Source organism: Rhodovulum strictum, from assembly GCF_009649175.1.
GTDB lineage: Bacteria > Pseudomonadota > Alphaproteobacteria > Rhodobacterales > Rhodobacteraceae > Rhodovulum > Rhodovulum strictum.
The window spans coordinates 20,579-35,739 of record NZ_WJPO01000007.1 but is presented as its reverse complement, the minus strand read 5'-3'; the positions used below and the strand labels follow the sequence as shown (position 1 = coordinate 35,739).

14 protein-coding genes are annotated in these 15,161 nt (G+C 69.5%); 11 read left to right on the top strand and 3 right to left on the bottom strand.

Annotated elements, in window-relative coordinates; translation table 11 throughout:
- Genes GH815_RS06495 through hypE form a run of 3 tightly spaced genes read left to right on the top strand, consistent with a single transcriptional unit; the run spans window position 1 to window position 2,461 of the window.
- Window positions 1–291: a HypC/HybG/HupF family hydrogenase formation chaperone gene (locus GH815_RS06495; RefSeq protein WP_153747948.1), complete on the top strand. Its 291-nt coding sequence runs from the start codon at window positions 1–3 to the stop codon at window positions 289–291.
- Entirely contained in the window at window positions 288–1,430 is a 1,143-nt protein-coding gene (gene hypD / locus GH815_RS06490) for a hydrogenase formation protein HypD (RefSeq protein WP_153747947.1), read from the top strand. Before GH815_RS06495 ends, hypD begins: the two co-directional genes overlap by 4 nt.
- Window positions 1,427–2,461, top strand: a complete 1,035-nt coding sequence (gene hypE / locus GH815_RS06485) for a hydrogenase expression/formation protein HypE (RefSeq protein ID WP_153747946.1) — start codon at window positions 1,427–1,429, stop codon at window positions 2,459–2,461. Before hypD ends, hypE begins: the two co-directional genes overlap by 4 nt.
- 12 nt (window positions 2,462–2,473) lie before the next feature.
- Here the strand turns inward: hypE and GH815_RS06480 are convergent, their stop codons facing one another.
- On the bottom strand, window positions 2,474–4,441 hold the full coding sequence (locus tag GH815_RS06480) for a putative bifunctional diguanylate cyclase/phosphodiesterase (protein WP_343030694.1): 1,968 nt from the start codon (window positions 4,439–4,441) through the stop codon (window positions 2,474–2,476).
- Window positions 4,442–4,691: 250 nt separating this feature from the next.
- On the opposite strand from GH815_RS06480, the gene GH815_RS06475 reads away from it, so the two are divergent.
- Genes GH815_RS06475 through GH815_RS06460 form a run of 4 tightly spaced genes read left to right on the top strand, consistent with a single transcriptional unit; the run spans window position 4,692 to window position 9,328 of the window.
- A complete protein-coding gene (locus tag GH815_RS06475; protein ID WP_170290306.1) occupies window positions 4,692–5,726 on the top strand; it encodes a glycosyltransferase family 2 protein in 1,035 nt (344 codons plus the stop codon).
- The gene (locus GH815_RS06470; protein ID WP_153747944.1) at window positions 5,719–6,657 is read left to right on the top strand and encodes a phosphoadenosine phosphosulfate reductase; all 939 of its coding nucleotides are present in this window, start codon (window positions 5,719–5,721) and stop codon (window positions 6,655–6,657) included. Before GH815_RS06475 ends, GH815_RS06470 begins: the two co-directional genes overlap by 8 nt.
- A complete protein-coding gene (locus GH815_RS06465) occupies window positions 6,654–7,499 on the top strand; it encodes a hypothetical protein (protein ID WP_153747943.1) in 846 nt (281 codons plus the stop codon). Before GH815_RS06470 ends, GH815_RS06465 begins: the two co-directional genes overlap by 4 nt.
- Window positions 7,493–9,328 (top strand): hypothetical protein, encoded by a 1,836-nt coding sequence (locus GH815_RS06460; RefSeq protein ID WP_153747942.1) that lies wholly within the window; start codon window positions 7,493–7,495, stop codon window positions 9,326–9,328. The genes GH815_RS06465 and GH815_RS06460 overlap by 7 nt, the downstream gene beginning before the upstream one ends.
- Window positions 9,329–9,341: 13 nt before the next feature.
- On the opposite strand, the gene GH815_RS06455 is transcribed toward GH815_RS06460, so the two are convergent.
- Window positions 9,342–10,190 carry a universal stress protein gene (locus GH815_RS06455; protein WP_153747941.1) on the bottom strand — a complete coding sequence of 283 codons (849 nt, stop codon included), beginning with the start codon at window positions 10,188–10,190 and terminating at the stop codon, window positions 9,342–9,344.
- On the bottom strand, window positions 10,190–11,266 hold the full coding sequence (gene arsB, locus GH815_RS06450) for an ACR3 family arsenite efflux transporter (protein ID WP_153747940.1): 1,077 nt from the start codon (window positions 11,264–11,266) through the stop codon (window positions 10,190–10,192). The genes GH815_RS06455 and arsB overlap by 1 nt, the downstream gene beginning before the upstream one ends.
- A gap of 104 nt (window positions 11,267–11,370) precedes the next feature.
- Here arsB and GH815_RS06445 point away from each other — a divergent pair, with 104 nt between their 5' ends.
- The 4 genes from GH815_RS06445 to GH815_RS06430 are packed head-to-tail and all read left to right on the top strand — an operon-like array spanning window position 11,371 to window position 15,161.
- A complete protein-coding gene (locus GH815_RS06445) occupies window positions 11,371–12,150 on the top strand; it encodes a class I SAM-dependent methyltransferase (protein WP_153747939.1) in 780 nt (259 codons plus the stop codon).
- Window positions 12,151–12,179: 29 nt separating this feature from the next.
- Entirely contained in the window at window positions 12,180–12,545 is a 366-nt protein-coding gene (locus GH815_RS06440) for a GtrA family protein (protein WP_170290305.1), read from the top strand.
- Complete coding sequence (locus GH815_RS06435; protein WP_211365048.1) at window positions 12,542–13,558, top strand: glycosyltransferase family 2 protein; 1,017 nt, start codon at window positions 12,542–12,544, stop codon at window positions 13,556–13,558. Before GH815_RS06440 ends, GH815_RS06435 begins: the two co-directional genes overlap by 4 nt.
- Entirely contained in the window at window positions 13,539–15,161 is a 1,623-nt protein-coding gene (locus tag GH815_RS06430; protein ID WP_153747937.1) for a hypothetical protein, read from the top strand. Before GH815_RS06435 ends, GH815_RS06430 begins: the two co-directional genes overlap by 20 nt.

The following is a 15,161-nucleotide window of genomic DNA, read 5'->3' as shown; positions in this document are numbered from 1 at the left end:
ATGTGCCTTGGCATCCCCGGCCGGATCGTGGCCATCACCGACGAGACCCGCATGACCGCCCTGGCCGAGGTGTCTGGCGTGCGCCGCGAGGTCAACATCGCCTGCGTGCTGGACCGCCCCATCGCCGCGCTGGTGGGCGAATGGGCGCTGATCCATGTCGGCTTTGCCATGGCCCTGATCGACGCGGACGAGGCCGCGCGCACGCTGGACGCCCTGCGCGATCTGGGCGAGGCCCAGGAGGCGCTGGAGGCCATGGCCGAGGGGCAGAAGGCGCTGGAGGGGGGGGCATGAAATACGCCACCGAATTCCGCGACCCGAAAGCCGCCCGCGCCCTTCTGGCCCGCATCGCACAGGTGGCCGATGCCATCGGCGCCACACGCGAGAAACCCGTTCACATCATGGAAATCTGCGGCGGCCACACCCATGCGATCTTTCGCTTCGGGCTGGACAAGCTGGTGCATGAGGGGGTCGAGTTCATCCACGGCCCCGGCTGCCCGGTCTGCGTGCTGCCGATGAGCCGCGTGGACGAATGCGTGGAAATCGCGGAACGGCCAGAGGTGATCTTTACCACCTTCGGCGATGCGATGCGGGTGCCCGGCACGCGCAAGTCGCTGATGCAGGCCAAGGCCGAGGGCGCCGATATCCGCATGGTCTATTCCCCGCTCGACGCGCTGGAACTGGCGCGGCGCAATCCCGGCCGCGAAGTGGTGTTCTTCGGCCTCGGCTTCGAGACCACGACCCCCTCTACCGCGCTGTCGATCCAGCAGGCGGCGCGCGAAAACCTGCCCAATTTCAGCGTCTTCTGCAATCACATCACGGTGCCCGAACCGATCCGCGCGCTGCTGGACGACCCGCATATGGTGCTGGACGGCTTCATCGGGCCGGGCCATGTGTCGATGGTGATCGGCACCCATCCCTATGATTTCATCGCGCAGGATTACGGCAAGCCCATCGTGGTCGCGGGGTTCGAGCCGCTGGACCTGTTGCAATCGGTGCTGATGGTGCTGGACCAGATCCACCAGCGCCGGGCAGAGGTGGAAAACCAGTATGCCCGCGTCGTGCCCGAACATGGCAACCCCGTCAGCCTGGCCGCCATCGCCGATGTCTATGAACGCCGCCCCAGTTTCGAATGGCGCGGCCTTGGCGAGATCGACGCCTCGGGGCTGCGCATCCGCGCGAAATATGCCGCCTTCGATGCCGAGGAGAAATTCGGCGTGGGCTATGCCGCCGGGCCGCGCCATGTGCCCGAACCCGAGGGCTGCGCCTGCGGGGCGGTGATGACCGGCCGCATCCGCCCCACCGCCTGCCCGCAATTCGGCCAGGGCTGCACCCCCGACATGCCGCTGGGCGCGCTGATGGTCAGCTCCGAAGGGGCCTGCGCGGCCTATTGGCAATATGGCGGCGCGCGCGGCCGCGAGGCGGCGGAATGAACGCGCCCCGCCGCCTGCGCGATACCCGCGTGACGCTGTCCCATGGCGGCGGCGGGCGGGCGATGCGCGACCTGATCGACAGCGTGTTCGCCACCGCCTTCCAGCCCCAGACCGCCGAGGATCAGGCCCGCCTGTCCCATCCCGCGCTGTCGGATCCCGGCGCGCGGCTGGCGCTGACCACCGACAGTTTCGTGGTGACGCCGCTGGAATTTCCCGGCGGCGATATCGGCAAGCTGGCGATCTGCGGCACGGTCAACGATCTGGCGGTGGGCGGCGCGCGGCCGCTATGGCTGTCGGCCGCCTTCATCATCGAGGAGGGCACCGAGATCGACCTGTTGCGCCGGATCGTCGCCACCATGGCGCAAGAGGCCGCGCGGGCAGGGGTGCAGATCGTCACCGGCGATACCAAGGTCGTCGGCCGCGGCGCCGCCGACGGGCTGTTCGTCACCACGACCGGCGTGGGCGTGATCCCGCCCGGCCGCAACCTTGCCGCCGACCTGATCCGCCCCGGCGATGTCGCCATCGTCAACGGCGTTCTGGGCGATCACGGCGCCACCATCCTGGCCGCGCGGGGCGATCTGGCGCTGTCGACCGATCTTGTCTCGGACTGCCAGAGCCTTGGCCACCTGATGGAAGCGGTGATCGCCGCCGCGCCGGGCACCCGCGCCGCGCGCGATGCGACCCGCGGCGGGCTGGCCTCGGCGCTGAACGAGATGGCAGCCGCCGCCGCCCTGGGGATCGAGATCGACGAAGACGCGCTGCCCCTGCGCGACGAGGTGCGCGGCATGTGCGAAATCCTCGGCCTCGACCCGCTTTATCTGGCGAACGAGGGCACGCTGGTCGCCTTTGTCCCCGAGGCGCAGGCCCCCGCCGCGCTGGCGGCGATGCGCGCCCGGCCCGAAGGGCGTGGCGCGGTGGCCATCGGGCGGGCGGTCGCGGCGCATCCGGGCCAGGTGCGGATGCGCACCGTCTTCGGCGGCAGCCGCATCGTCGACATGCTGGTGGGCGAGCAATTGCCGCGCATCTGCTGAGCCGCCCGCCGCCTATCCGGCGGCACGCCCGCGCTGGCCAAGATAATCGGCAAAGCTTTGCGCCGACATCGGCCGCGCCCACAGATAGCCCTGTCCCACCTCGATGCCCATGCCCAGAAGGATGTCGCGCTGCGCGGCCTCCTCGACCCCCTCGGCGACCGACCGGATGCCCATGCCGCCGGCGATCTCGGCGATGGCGGCAACGATGGCGCGGTCGTCGCGCCGCACCGCGATCCCCGCGATGAAACTGCGGTCGATCTTGATCTCGGCGACCGGGATCTTCTTGAGATGCGACAGCGACGCATGCCCGGTGCCGAAATCGTCCAGCGACAGTTCATAGCCGCGTTCGGCCAGCGTATCGAGCACCATGCTGACCATGTCGGTGCCGCGGCCGATAAAGCAGCCTTCGGTGATCTCAAGCATCAGGTGGCGGCCGTCGATGCCGCGCGCCTCGAACATCTCGATGGTTTCCATCAAGAGTTCGGGCGACTTGATGTCGTCGGGATGGATGTTCAGCGCGATCTTGCCCGGATCCAACCCGGCCCGGCGCAAGGACAGGATATCGTCCGCCACCGCCTCGGCGATGCGGCGCGACAGGTGCGGCAACAGCCCGCGCTCGGCGGCGATGGTCAGAAAGCAGTCCGGCGGCACCATGAACCCATCCGCCGCCCGCCAGCGTACCAGCGCCTCGGCCCCCAGCAGGCGGCCATCGGACAGCGCCAGCTTGGGCTGGTACTGCACATGGATCAGCTCGTCCCTCAGCGCCTGGCGCAGGCCCGCCTCGATCGTGTCATTCGCGATCAGCCGTTCGCGCAACTGGGCATTGAACTTGACGCATTGGCCGCGGCCGTCCTCCTTGGCGCGGTTCAGCCCCAGATCGGCCTTTTGCAGCAACTCGACCGGATCGGTCGCGTCGTCGGGGCAGATCACCGCGCCGATCGAGGCGCCGGGATGCAGCTGCCGCCCCGCCAGCCGCGCCGGTTGCTGCAACGCCTGCATCAGCCGCTCGGCCACGACCCGGATCGTCGGCTCGTCGCTGACCTCGACCAGGATCACCGCGAACTCGTCCCCGCCCAGCCGGGCCACGACATCGCGGGCCGACAGGTTGTCGCGCAGCCGCCGCGCGATCTCGGCCAGAAGCTCGTCGCCGACGCCATGGCCGAACAGGTCGTTGACATTCTTGAACCGGTCCAGATCCAGCAGCAGCACCGAGAACCCGGCATCCTCCTGCCGGTAGCGCTCGGCCGCCTCGCGCAGCAGGGCCTTGAACGCCTTGCGGTTGGGCAGGCCGGTGGTGTCGTCGATATTGGCCAGCAGGTAATTGTCCTCATGCGCCTTGCGCAGGTCATCGACCGCGCGCGACAGCGCCGCGACCGAGGTATCGTGCCGGCGCGCGGTTTCGCCCGTGGAATAGGCGAAATAGGCCAGGAACAGGCCATAGGCGCAGGAATAGGCCGTCAATGGCCAGGCATGGGTCCAGCCGCCCAGATGGTACGAGACGATGGCCGCCGCCAGGATCGGCGCCATGAAGGCCAGCGCGGCGACAAAGGTGCGGTGCAGCATGAAGGCACCGCCGGCCAGCATGCCGATGCAGATCATCAGCACGACCATCGGCTCGCCCGCACCGCGCAGCCCCACGACATGGATCGGCAGCGCCGCCCAGGGCAGGGCAAACAGCACCGAGGTCACGATCAGCCTGCGCGCCGCGCGGGACGAAACCCGCGTCACCGTCCGCCGCACCGCCCGGGCCGACATCCGCGCAAGCGTCAGCGACAGCGCAAGGACGGCGCCAAGCCAGACCAGAAGGAAGGACATCGCCTCGCCATCAAAGGCGCTGATGGCGTAGATGACCGCATTCAGCGCGGTGACGAAGGTCGCGACAGACGTGCCATTGACGACACTCGCCACATCCTCGGGGCTGGGATGCTTGGTCAGGGCCGCGCGGATCGGCGGCGGAAAGAGACGGACCAGAGGGCGCACGGCAGACCTTTTGCGGTATCACCTGCCCCTCTCGTGGCACCGAAAGGTTAACACCGCCCCCAGACAGCCCGACGGAGAGCTTTCGTTTTTAGGGAAATTCCTCGGACCTGTCGGCTCAGGTCAGGCGGATAAGCAAGATTATGTAATCCATGCAACTTGCGCCGGTCCGGGCAGCCGCCGGTAAGGAAAAATTTCGAGAATGCGTTGCACTCTGCCGCCAAACCCGCGCGGGCGCAACGAAAGGGCCGTCATGGCCGAGACATGGCACGCACATCCCCCGACCGACGCCACGCCCGGCGGCGCGGCGCGACCCGGCGTGCTGGCCATCACCTGCATGAAGGACGAAGGCGCGATCCTGCCCGAATGGATCGCCTATCACCAGTCCATCGGCTTCGACCATTTCCTGATCTTCACCAATGATTGTTCCGACGGCACCGACGCGATGGTGGCCCGGCTTGCCGAACTGGGCATCGCCACCCACCGCGACAACACCCGCCATCCGGGCCAGCGCGCAAGCTACCAGATCCGCGCCTATAGGCGCGCGCTGCGCGAGCCGGTCTATCGCGCGCATGGCTGGGCGATGGTCCTGGATGCGGACGAATATCTCAACATCCATGCCGGGGATGGGTCGGTCCATGACCTGATCGCCGGTGCCGGGCATCCCGACGCCATTTCGATCACCTGGCGGCTGTTCGGCGATTCCGGCATCGACCGCTACGACCCCGGCTTCCTGACCGAGCGGTTCACGCGCGCGGCCCCGCTGCATTGCCCGCGCCCCGCCCAGGCCTGGGGGTTCAAGACCCTGCTGCGCAGCGCCGCCTTTGCCCGGCTGGGCACCCACCGGCCGCTGGCGCCCGCGGGCGGCGACTGGACGGGGCTGCGCTGGGTGAACGGCTCGGGCCAGCCGATGCCCGCGCGCTATCGCGAACTGACCCGGGGCAACTGGCGCAGCGCGCAGGACAGCCTGGGCTATGGGCTGGCCCAGCTCAATCACTACGCGGTGCGCGCGCGGCAATCCTTTCTGGTGAAATCGCTCAAGGGCGCCGCGCATGGCGGGATCGCGCGCAGCCTGGACTACTGGATGCGGATGAACCGCAACGAACAGCCCGACCTGACCATCGCCCCGCGGCTGGCCGCGATGCGCGACCGCCACGCCGCGCTGATGGCCGATGCCCGGCTGGCCGCGCTGCATGCAAGGGCGGTGGGCTGGCACCGCGCCTGCATCGCCGCGGCGCTGGCGCAGCCCGACAGCGCGGCGCTTTACCGGGGGATGCAGGATGGCTGAGGCATCGCCCTCCCCCGACCGCGACGCATGGCGGCGCGAGATGATGCGCATCGGCGATGCCGGCGGCTTCTATCGCGAGCTTGGGGCCGAGCACAGCGCGCTGCATCTGCGCGGCGGCGATACGCTGGTCGTCACCTTCGAGAATCTCGATCATGTGCTGGACCACGCGGCCGACCGCCTGCCCTGGGGGTTCGGCTTCGTGCGCGCGCAGGGCTGGTCGATCCTCGGGCTCATGGCACATGGCTGGACATGGTATCGCGACGCGGCCGTGCTGGATTTCTTCGACCGGCTGCGCGATGACGGGTTCTTCGACGATTTCCGGCGCGTGGTGTTCTACGGCGCCTCGATGGGCGGCTATGCCGCCGCCGCCTTCTCGGCCGCCTGCCCCGGCGCAACCGTGATCGCCATCAGCCCGCAGGCCACGCTCGACCGCGAAACGACGCCCTGGGAAACCCGCTATTCCCGGGCATGGGGGCGTGATTTTCGCGGCCGCTACGGCTTTGCCCCGGATGGGCTGCGCGCGGCCGGGCGGGTGCATCTGCTCTACGATCCGATGGCGCCGCTCGACCGGGCACATGCGGCGCTGTTCGACCGGCCGGGCGTGACGCTGCTGCGCTGCCCGATGATGGGGCACCGCATCGCCTCGGCCATGCAGGGGATGGGCATCCTGAAACCCGTGATCGAGGCCGCGATCGACGGGCGCCTGGACCCGGGCGAATTTCATGCGCTGCTGCGCAAGCGCCGGGACCTTCCCCGCTATTACAAGGAGATGCTGGCATTGCTGGAACGGCGCAACGATCCCTGGCTGACCTATGTCTTCTGCCGCCATTACCTGTCGCGCTGGCGCGGCCCGCGGTTCCGCGCCGCCATGAACGCCGCCCGCGCCACGCTGGAGGCCGAGGGCCGCCGCCTGCCCGGACCCGCGGCATGAGACAGACGGCGTCCGACACGGACGACCCCGAAACGCTGCGCCGCGCCTGTGTCAGGGCGCTGCGGATCGCCGATATCGGCAGCCATTTCGCCCTGCCCGACCTGCCGATGCCGCGCGACTACCCCCTTGCCGAGGGGGCATGGTCCGGCAACCGCCGCCCGCCGCAACGAAAATACCTTCAGCGGCGCAGGAACCTTGTCCGGGCCGTCCGGCGCATCCAGCTTTACCTGCCCGAACTGATGGGCGGGCCGCCCCGGCGCGTGTTCGAACTCTCGACCGGGCATGGCGCCATGCTGGAAGTGCTGCGCCATTACGGCCACGCGGTTCTGGGCAATGACTTCGCCAACATGGTCAATGGCAGCGAGGATGGCGGCCGTTCGGCCCTGCGCGCGCTGAACGATCCGGGCTTTTCGCGCCGCATCGACGATTACGGCATCCCGATCCCGGCGGACGGGCAGATTGCCGACTGGCCCTATCGCCCGATCACCGACAGCATCGGGCTGCCGATGGCGCTGTTCGATGCCGGGCACCTGCCCTATCCGCTGGACAGCGGCAGCCAGGATTATGTCCTCTGCCTTCAGGCGATCGAGCATTACTGCCATCCCGGCCACTGGCTTGCCGTGGTGGACGAGATGTGCCGCATCGCGACCACCGGGGTCTTCGTGCTGCTCAACCCGATGATGCAATCCTTCGCGGCCGACCCCGGCTATCGCGCGGCGTTCGACACCTTCCGCGCCGGGATGCGCGCCTATGACCGGGGCGGCTTTCGCTGCGTGGGCGTGCATCTGCACTGGGGCCAAGCGCTGGGGTTCAAGCTGCTCAGGCTGGGGGGCAAATGCTGATCCTGCATATCGGCTCGCCCAAGACGGGGACGACCGCGCTTCAGCAATTCCTGCATGACAACGAGGACGCGCTGCGCGCGCGCGGCATCAACTATGTCCGGGCCGCGCGCGCGCATCTGGCCCACAACCCGCTTGCCCTGGCCATCGCCGAGGGGGACGGCGCGCGGCTGCTGGCCGATGTGCTGCGCGAATGCGACGCCGCCCCCGACCGGCTGCATGTCCTGTCCAGCGAAATCCTGTTCCGCAGCATCGTCACGCAACGCATGCCGCGCGATCTGGCGGCGGCGCTGCGCGGGCGCGTCCGGGTGATCTGCTACCTGCGCCGTCAGGATCGCTATGCCGAGGCGATCTACAAGCAACGCGCAAAGAACGGTCTGGCGCTGGACGACCGCGCGGCCTTTCTCGACGGTTTCCTGCCCCGGCTGCGCTATTCGCAGGTGCTGGGGGACTACGCCGATCTGATGGGCGAGGCGGCGCTGCACCTCCGGCCCTTTGACCGGCGGCTCTTGCCCGAGGGCGACATCGTGGCCGATTTCGCGGCAGAGTGTCTGGGCATCGACGACCTGACCGGGTTTGCGCGCGCAGGCGGCGATGCCAACCCGACGCTTTCGGTCGAACTGTCCGAGATGCTGGGCCGGATCGCCGGTGAACGGCTGGGCAATGTGCGCGAACTGATCCGCGAGATTGCCCGCTTGCCGCCCGACGATCTGGCGGTCTCGCGCGACACCTTCACCCCGGCGCAGCTGCGGGCGGTGATGGACCATGTCGCCGCGGACAATGCCGCGCTCTGCGCGCGGTTCCGCCCGGACCTTGCGGCGCTGTTCGACCTGTCCGACCTCGACGATCCGCAGGCCGGGGCGGCGCTGGCGCCCGAGGCCGTCGCCCGGCGGTCCCGCGCAGGCGCGCTGGCGCTGGCCCGCGCGATGCAGATCGTGGCAGAGCGCACCCCGCCCCCCGCCGCCCCGCAACCGCCCGAGCCCCCTGCCCTGCCCCTCTGGCTGACCGAGATCGGGCCCGCCGGGCCGCGCAAGGGCTTCTGCCACTGGCTTGGCCATCACGGGGTGGTGTTCGTCGATCGCGGGCCGGGCCAGTTGCTGGTCAGCTTCGACAACCTGCACAATGTCGGCGACACCCGCCCCGACCGCGCGCCCTGGGCCGCGAAACTTGCCGCCGAACGCGGCTGGTCGCATCTGGGGGTGATGTCCCGGCGCCCCGACTGGTTCCGCGATCCCGCGCTGATCGACTGGTTCCACGACGCCGCGGCCCGGGGCTTTCTGGCCGGTTTCGCCCGCGTGGGCTTTGCGGGTGCCTCGATGGGCGGTTTCGGCGCGCTGGCCTTTTCGGCTCTGGCGCCCGGGGCAACGGTGATCGCCTTCAGCCCGCAAAGCACGCTGGCCCCCGACCTTGTCCCGTGGGAGCAGCGCTTTGCCCCGGGCCGGGCGGCGGACTGGACGCTTGGCTTTGGCGATGCGGCGCACAGCGTCGCGGCGGCGGACCGGGCCTGGATCGTCTACGACCCCTTCCACCGCGCCGACCGCCAGCATGCCGACCGGCTGTCCGGGCCGAACGTCACCCATCTGCGCGCGCCGGGGCTGGGCCACAAATCCGCGCTGGTGCTGAACCGGATGGGCTGTCTCAAGGCGGTGATGACCGGCGCGATCGAGGGCAGCCTGACCCGCGCAGGCTTCCACGCCATGATCCGCGCCCGCAGGACGGTCTATCTCTACCGTCAGGAAATGACCGCGCATCTGACCGCCCGCGGCCAGCCCGACCGCGCCACCCGCCTGCGCGCCGCCTTCCGGCGCAACCGCCAGCGCGCCGCACAGTGACGCAAGGACGGCCTCAGCCCTCCCGCTGCGGCGACGGCACCATCAGCACCGGGCGGCGCGCGATTTCGCACAGATGGGCCGCGGTCGATCCGATCACCATGCTTTGCAGCCGGTTCTGCCCGTGCTTGCCGACGATGATAAGGTCGCTGTCCTGCGCGGCGGCAAGGCGGGCGATCTCCTCGGCCGGTTTGCCGTCAGGCTGGTGGATCGCGGCCCTGCCCCCCGCGGCGCGGATATCGTCGGCAATATGGGCAAGCGCCACCCGCGCCATTTCCGGCCAGCGGGCATAGATCGCGCGGCCGTCCGGGATCTGCACATGCACCACCTCGACCGAGGCACCCGTTGCCGCCAGCGCGACGGCAGCCGCCTCGGCCGCCTGCGATTCGTACGAGAAATCGGTGCCCAGGACGATCCGCTGCGGCCCCTGCCCCGCGCCCCGCGCGCCCTCGCCCTCCGGCTCCAGCCATTCCAGCAGCACCGGCAGCGGGCTCTGGCGCAAGAGCGCCCGCGCGGTCGAGCCCAGGAACAGCCCGCGCAGCAGGCTCTGCCCGCGCGAGCCGATGACGATCAGTTCCGCACCATGCTGCGCCGCCGCCGCGACCAGATCGCCCGCGACATCGCCCGCCGTGCGGATATCCACCGCAACCTCCAGCCCGGCGGCGCGCAGCCCCTCGGCCCGACGCGACAGCCAGTCGCGCAGCGCCTCCTCATGCCCGTAGCCCGCGCCCTGGCCATAGCCCGGCCGCACCACATGCACCAGGATCGCCCGGCGCACCCCCATCGCGCGCAGATCGCCCAGCCAGTCCGGCAGCGGCCCTTCGGCGGCCGTGAAATCCAGCGCGATCAGGGCGGTGGCATACATCAGGTCTGCTCCTTCCTGCGGCTGCGGCGCAGCGCGGTTTCCTCGGCCGGGAACCAGTGGGTGGTGCGGTTGGCGAACCACACCAGCGACAGCATGACCGGCACCTCGACCAGCACACCGACCACGGTGACAAGGGCGGCGATCGAATTCAAGCCAAACAGCCCGATCGCCACCGCCACCGCCAGTTCAAAGAAATTCGACGTGCCGATCAGCGCGCAGGGCGCGGCCACCTTGTGCGGCACCCGCCACGCCCGCGCCGCCCAATAGGCCAGCGCAAAGATCCCGTAGGACTGGATCAGCAGCGGCAGCGCGATCATCGCGATCACCAGCGGCCGGTCCAGGATCACCTCGCCCTGAAAGCCGAACAGGATCACCACGGTCGCCAGCAGCCCCAGGATCGACAGCGGCTTGATCCGGGCGGTAAAGGCCGCCACCCGCGCCTCGCCCTCGGCGGCGCTGGCCGAACCCCTCGTCAGCCGCAGCCGGGTCAGGACACCCGCCCCCAGCGGAATGACCACATACAGCACCACCGACAACACCAGCACCTCCCACGGCACGGAAATGTCGGTCACCCCCAGCAGCAGCGCGACGATGGGCGCAAAGGCGAACACCATGATGACATCGTTCAGCGAGACCTGAACCAGCGTGTAATTCGGATCGCCCCGGGTCAGATGCGACCAGACGAACACCATCGCCGTGCAGGGTGCCGCGCCCAGCAGGATCATGCCCGCGATATACTGCCCCGCCGTACCCGGCTCGATGAAGGGGGCAAAGACCCATTCGAAGAACAGCACCCCCAGCGCCGCCATGGTGAAGGGCTTTATCAGCCAGTTCACCGCCAGCGTGATGATCAGCCCCTTGGGCCGTTCATGGATGCGCGCCAGCGACGAGAAATCGACGCCCACCATCATCGGAAAGACCATGAACCAGATCAGGATCGCGACGACCAGGTTGACCGAACCCCATTCAAGCCCGGCCAGAACCCCCACCAGCCCCGGCGCGACCTGCCCCAGCCCCAGCCCGGCAAGGATCGCAAGTGCGACCCAGATGGAGAGGAATCGTTCGAATACGGGCATGCGCTCTGGTCCCTTGCTGTTCCCGGGCGTTTTTCGAACCGCGCCCAACTGCTGCCATAAAGCTGGATTATGCCCCTGAGCGAAACAATGTTCCCGGGGCAGCCATGGCAGGTCTATACGATGTCCGCTTCCTTGCATCAATCAAGGCGGGGTCAAGCCGGTCGGCCGCCATCGTCCTCGACCATCTGGCACCTCTGATCGAGACCCTGCCGCGATCCGTGGTCGATATCGGCTGCGGATCGGGCAGCTGGGCCGCGGCCTTTGCCGCCCGCTTTCCCGGGGCAGAGCTGCGCGGGATCGACGGCGATTATGTGGACCGCACGCGCCTGTCGATCCGCCCGGCGGATTTCCGGGCGCATGACCTGACCCGCCCGCTGCCGGCCGATCGCCGCTTCGGCCTTGCGATCTCGCTGGAGGTGGCAGAACACCTGCCGCCCGAAAGTGGGCCCGAGTTCATCCGCACGCTGGTCGGCCATGCCGATCATGTCCTCTTTTCCGCGGCAATCCCCGGTCAGGGCGGCGAACATCATGTCAACGAACGGCCGCCCGACTACTGGCGCGGGCTGTTTCGCAGCCATGGCTATGTCGCGGTCGACTGCCTGCGCCCGGCGCTGCACCGCGACCGCCGGATCGAACCGTGGTATCGCTACAACGCCATCCTCTATGTCCGCGCCGACCGGCTGGCCGACCTGCCCGCGGCGTATTCGGCAGCCATCGTGCCCGCGGATGCGCCGCTGGCCGATCTTGCCTCGGGCTGGTGGCGGCTGCGCTGCGCCATCATCCGGCGGCTTCCGGCGGGGGCGGTCCTGATGCTCGCGCGCACCAGGCGCCGCCTCCTGTCGCGCCGCCCGGCCCCTGCCGCACGGCTGCGGGCCGCCGCATGATGGCCGGGCCCCGCAGCCTGCCGCCCGTCTTGGCCACGCTGCTGCGCTTCGGCACGGTCGGGGTGGTCGTGGCGGCGATCTATGCGCTTGGATTCGCGCTGCTTGCGGGGGCGGGCCTGGCCAGCGCCCCGGCCAGCACCATCGCCTATCTGGCCGCGATCGTGGTGCAGTTCCTGGGGCACCGGCATTTCACCTTTCGCTCCGGCGGCGCGCTCGGCCGCACGGCCGGGCGCTTTCTGGCCGTGAACGGGCTCGGCCTCGGGCTGAGCACGGCTCTGGTCCTCGTCCTGCGCGACCTGATCGGGCTTGATGCGCTGACGACCGGGCTTGCGGTGTCGCTGGCCCTGGCGGCGATGAACTGGGTCATCCTGCAACATTGGGTATTCCGGCGATGATCGGCAACGCGGCACAGCGCCTGGGCGCGGTCTGGCCCGTCAGCCCGTCGGCGGCCCGCCCGGCCATGGTCTCGTTCGTGGTGCCCTGCTTCAACGAGGCGGCCAACATCGCCCCCCTGCTTGCGGCGCTGGACCGGGTCTGGGCCACCGCGCGGCAGGAAAACCCCGGCCTGCGCGGCTGCGAGATCGTGCTTGTCGATGACGGCTCGACCGATGCCACCTGGGCCCTGATCGCCGATGCCGCCACGCGCCGCCCCGACACGGTCGCGATCCGCCTGTCGCGCAATTTCGGCCACCAGCCCGCCCTGCTGGCCGGGCTGATGGCGGCGACGGGCGATGCGGTCATCAGCCTCGATGCCGATCTTCAGGACGACATCGCGGTGATCCCCCGGATGCTGGCGGCGCATCTGCGCGGCGACGAGATCGTGTTCGGCGTGCGCGAGGATCGCAGCGCCGATACCGCCTTCAAGCGGATCACCGCCCAGGGCTATTACCGGCTGCTGGCGGCGCTGGGGGTCGATGTGCTGCACAACCACGCCGATTTCCGCCTGATGGGGCGCAAGTCGATCGAGGCATTGCGCCAGCATGGCGAGGCCAATCTGTACCTGCGCGGGCTGATCCGCAGCTTCGGCTTCCGCAGTTCGGTCGTCTCCTATGCCCGCCTGCCGCGCTGCCGGGGCGAAAGCGGCTACACTTTGCGCCGGATGCTGCTGCTTGCGCTGGACGGGATCACCTCGTTCTCGGTGCGGCCGCTGCGCTGGATCTTCTATCTGGGGCTCGTGATCTCGGTGCTGGCCTTCGGCTACATCCTCTATGCGGTCTTCATGGCGCTGACCGGGGCCACGGTGTCGGGCTGGGCCTCGCTGGTGGTGTCGATCTACCTGATCGGCGGCATCCAGATCATGGGCATCGGGATCCTCGGCGAATATCTGGGCCGGACCTACATGGAAACCAAGCGCCGCCCGCCTTTCCTGATCGACGAGGTGCAGCGCCATGCAAAGCCCGGCCCCTGACGCCGCGGCCTTCCGCCCTGTCCCCTGGCTTGCGGCGCTGACGCTGGCGACCGCGGCGCTGATCGTGCTGCCGCTTGTGTTGAACCCGTTCCTGCCCTTCGAGGATCTGCCCAACCACATCGCCCGGCGCCATCTTGCGGCCGGGACCGATGGGGCGCTGGCCGACTATTTCATCCTTCGGGACGGGCTGCTGGACGGTCCGGCCACGAATGCCGCCGTCGATCTGGCCTGGCGGCTGCGGATGCTGGTCGCGCCCGTCTCGGCGGCGGATGCGGTCGCCTTCTCGCATTGGGCGATGGGCTTCGCGATGGTCGGCTTCATGGGGGCGGTCATGGTGCTGCACCGGGTGCTGCATGGCCGCTGGTCGGCCTGGCCGCTGCTGGCCGGACTGCTGGTCCATAACGCCAACATCCTCTGGGGGTTCGAGAATTACGCCGTCACCCTGCCCTTCGGCATCCTCGGCCTTGCCCTGTGGATCGCCACCCGCGGCGCCGCGCCCGCGCTGCGTCTGGCCCTGACGCTGGCGGTGGTGGCGCTGCTTTATCTGGGCCATGTGCTGGTGCTGCTCGCCTATGCGGCTCTGGTCATCGGCTACGAGGCCGGGCGCGCATGGCGTCCCGGCCTGCGCCCCGATCTTCGCGCGGTGGACTGGCCCGGCCTTGTGGCAATCTGCACGATCTGCCTTGCGCATGTGCTGATCGGCGTCACCGCCCCGGCGCCGGGTTACGGCAGCGCCACGCAGTTCGGCCCCCTGTCCGAACGTCTGCAACTCCTGCTGTCGCCCTTCGGCTCCACCCCGGGCGGGGGCGCGTTGCTGCACCCCCTTGCCGGGCAGGCGGTGCTGTTTCTGGCCGCCCTTCCCCTGCTCTGGGCGCTGGCGCGGCGCAACGGGCTGTCGATCCGGCTGGCCGCCGGGATGCGGCTGCCGCTTCTGCTGCTGGGGCTGGTCACCTTGCTGATGCCGGTCCAGTTGTCGGGGGTCCATTTCACCCATCTGCGCTATCCCGTCCTGCTGCTCGGGCTGCTGATCGCGGCCACCGACCTGCGCCCGATCCCTGGCGCCCGCCCACCGTCGAACCGGCTGGCGGGCGGGCTGATGCTGGCGCTGCTCGCCGTCATCGCGCTGCGCGCGCATGTGCTGGACCGCGCGGCCCGCGCCTATTCGGCCGAGATCGCCTCCATCGCCGCCGTGGCGGCAAACCTGCCCGCCGGGGCCCGGGTGCTGCCCGTGATCGCAAGCCGCGCCCCCCTGACCACGCGGCATTTCCACAGCGCGGCCTATCTGGTGCCCCTTGCCGGGGCCTTCGTGCCGACGCTCTTTGTCGGCGGCTCGCATCGCCTGGCCCTTGCCCCCGAATGGCAGGCCCTGTCCGCCGCCCAGCCCGTTGCGGTGCCGCTCCACCTGCTCGACCTGCCGCCCGACCGCTTCAGCGCGCCAATGCGCGAGATCTGGGCCTTCGTTCCCGGCTGGCAGGACCATTTCACCCATGTCCTGCTGATCGGCGGAACCGCCCCCGACCGCCCGGGCCTTGACCCTCTGGCCAGCGCAGCCGGAACCACCCTTCTGGCCCTCCGCCCTGTCCCGGGCGATCCGGCACCGTGA

Bases quoted from the DNA above. Each gene is read 5' to 3' on its own strand.
- GH815_RS06495 (WP_153747948.1), top strand. From the start codon at position 1: ATGTGCCTTGGCATCCCCGGCCGGATCGTGGCCATCACCGACGAGACC.
- hypD (WP_153747947.1), top strand. From the start codon at position 288: ATGAAATACGCCACCGAATTCCGCGACCCGAAAGCCGCCCGCGCCCTT.
- hypE (WP_153747946.1), top strand. From the start codon at position 1,427: ATGAACGCGCCCCGCCGCCTGCGCGATACCCGCGTGACGCTGTCCCAT.
- GH815_RS06475 (WP_170290306.1), top strand. From the start codon at position 4,692: ATGGCCGAGACATGGCACGCACATCCCCCGACCGACGCCACGCCCGGC.
- GH815_RS06470 (WP_153747944.1), top strand. From the start codon at position 5,719: ATGGCTGAGGCATCGCCCTCCCCCGACCGCGACGCATGGCGGCGCGAG.
- GH815_RS06465 (WP_153747943.1), top strand. From the start codon at position 6,654: ATGAGACAGACGGCGTCCGACACGGACGACCCCGAAACGCTGCGCCGC.
- GH815_RS06460 (WP_153747942.1), top strand. From the start codon at position 7,493: ATGCTGATCCTGCATATCGGCTCGCCCAAGACGGGGACGACCGCGCTT.
- GH815_RS06455 (WP_153747941.1), bottom strand. From the start codon at position 10,190: ATGTATGCCACCGCCCTGATCGCGCTGGATTTCACGGCCGCCGAAGGG.
- arsB (WP_153747940.1), bottom strand. From the start codon at position 11,266: ATGCCCGTATTCGAACGATTCCTCTCCATCTGGGTCGCACTTGCGATC.
- GH815_RS06445 (WP_153747939.1), top strand. From the start codon at position 11,371: ATGGCAGGTCTATACGATGTCCGCTTCCTTGCATCAATCAAGGCGGGG.
- GH815_RS06435 (WP_211365048.1), top strand. From the start codon at position 12,542: ATGATCGGCAACGCGGCACAGCGCCTGGGCGCGGTCTGGCCCGTCAGC.
- GH815_RS06430 (WP_153747937.1), top strand. From the start codon at position 13,539: ATGCAAAGCCCGGCCCCTGACGCCGCGGCCTTCCGCCCTGTCCCCTGG.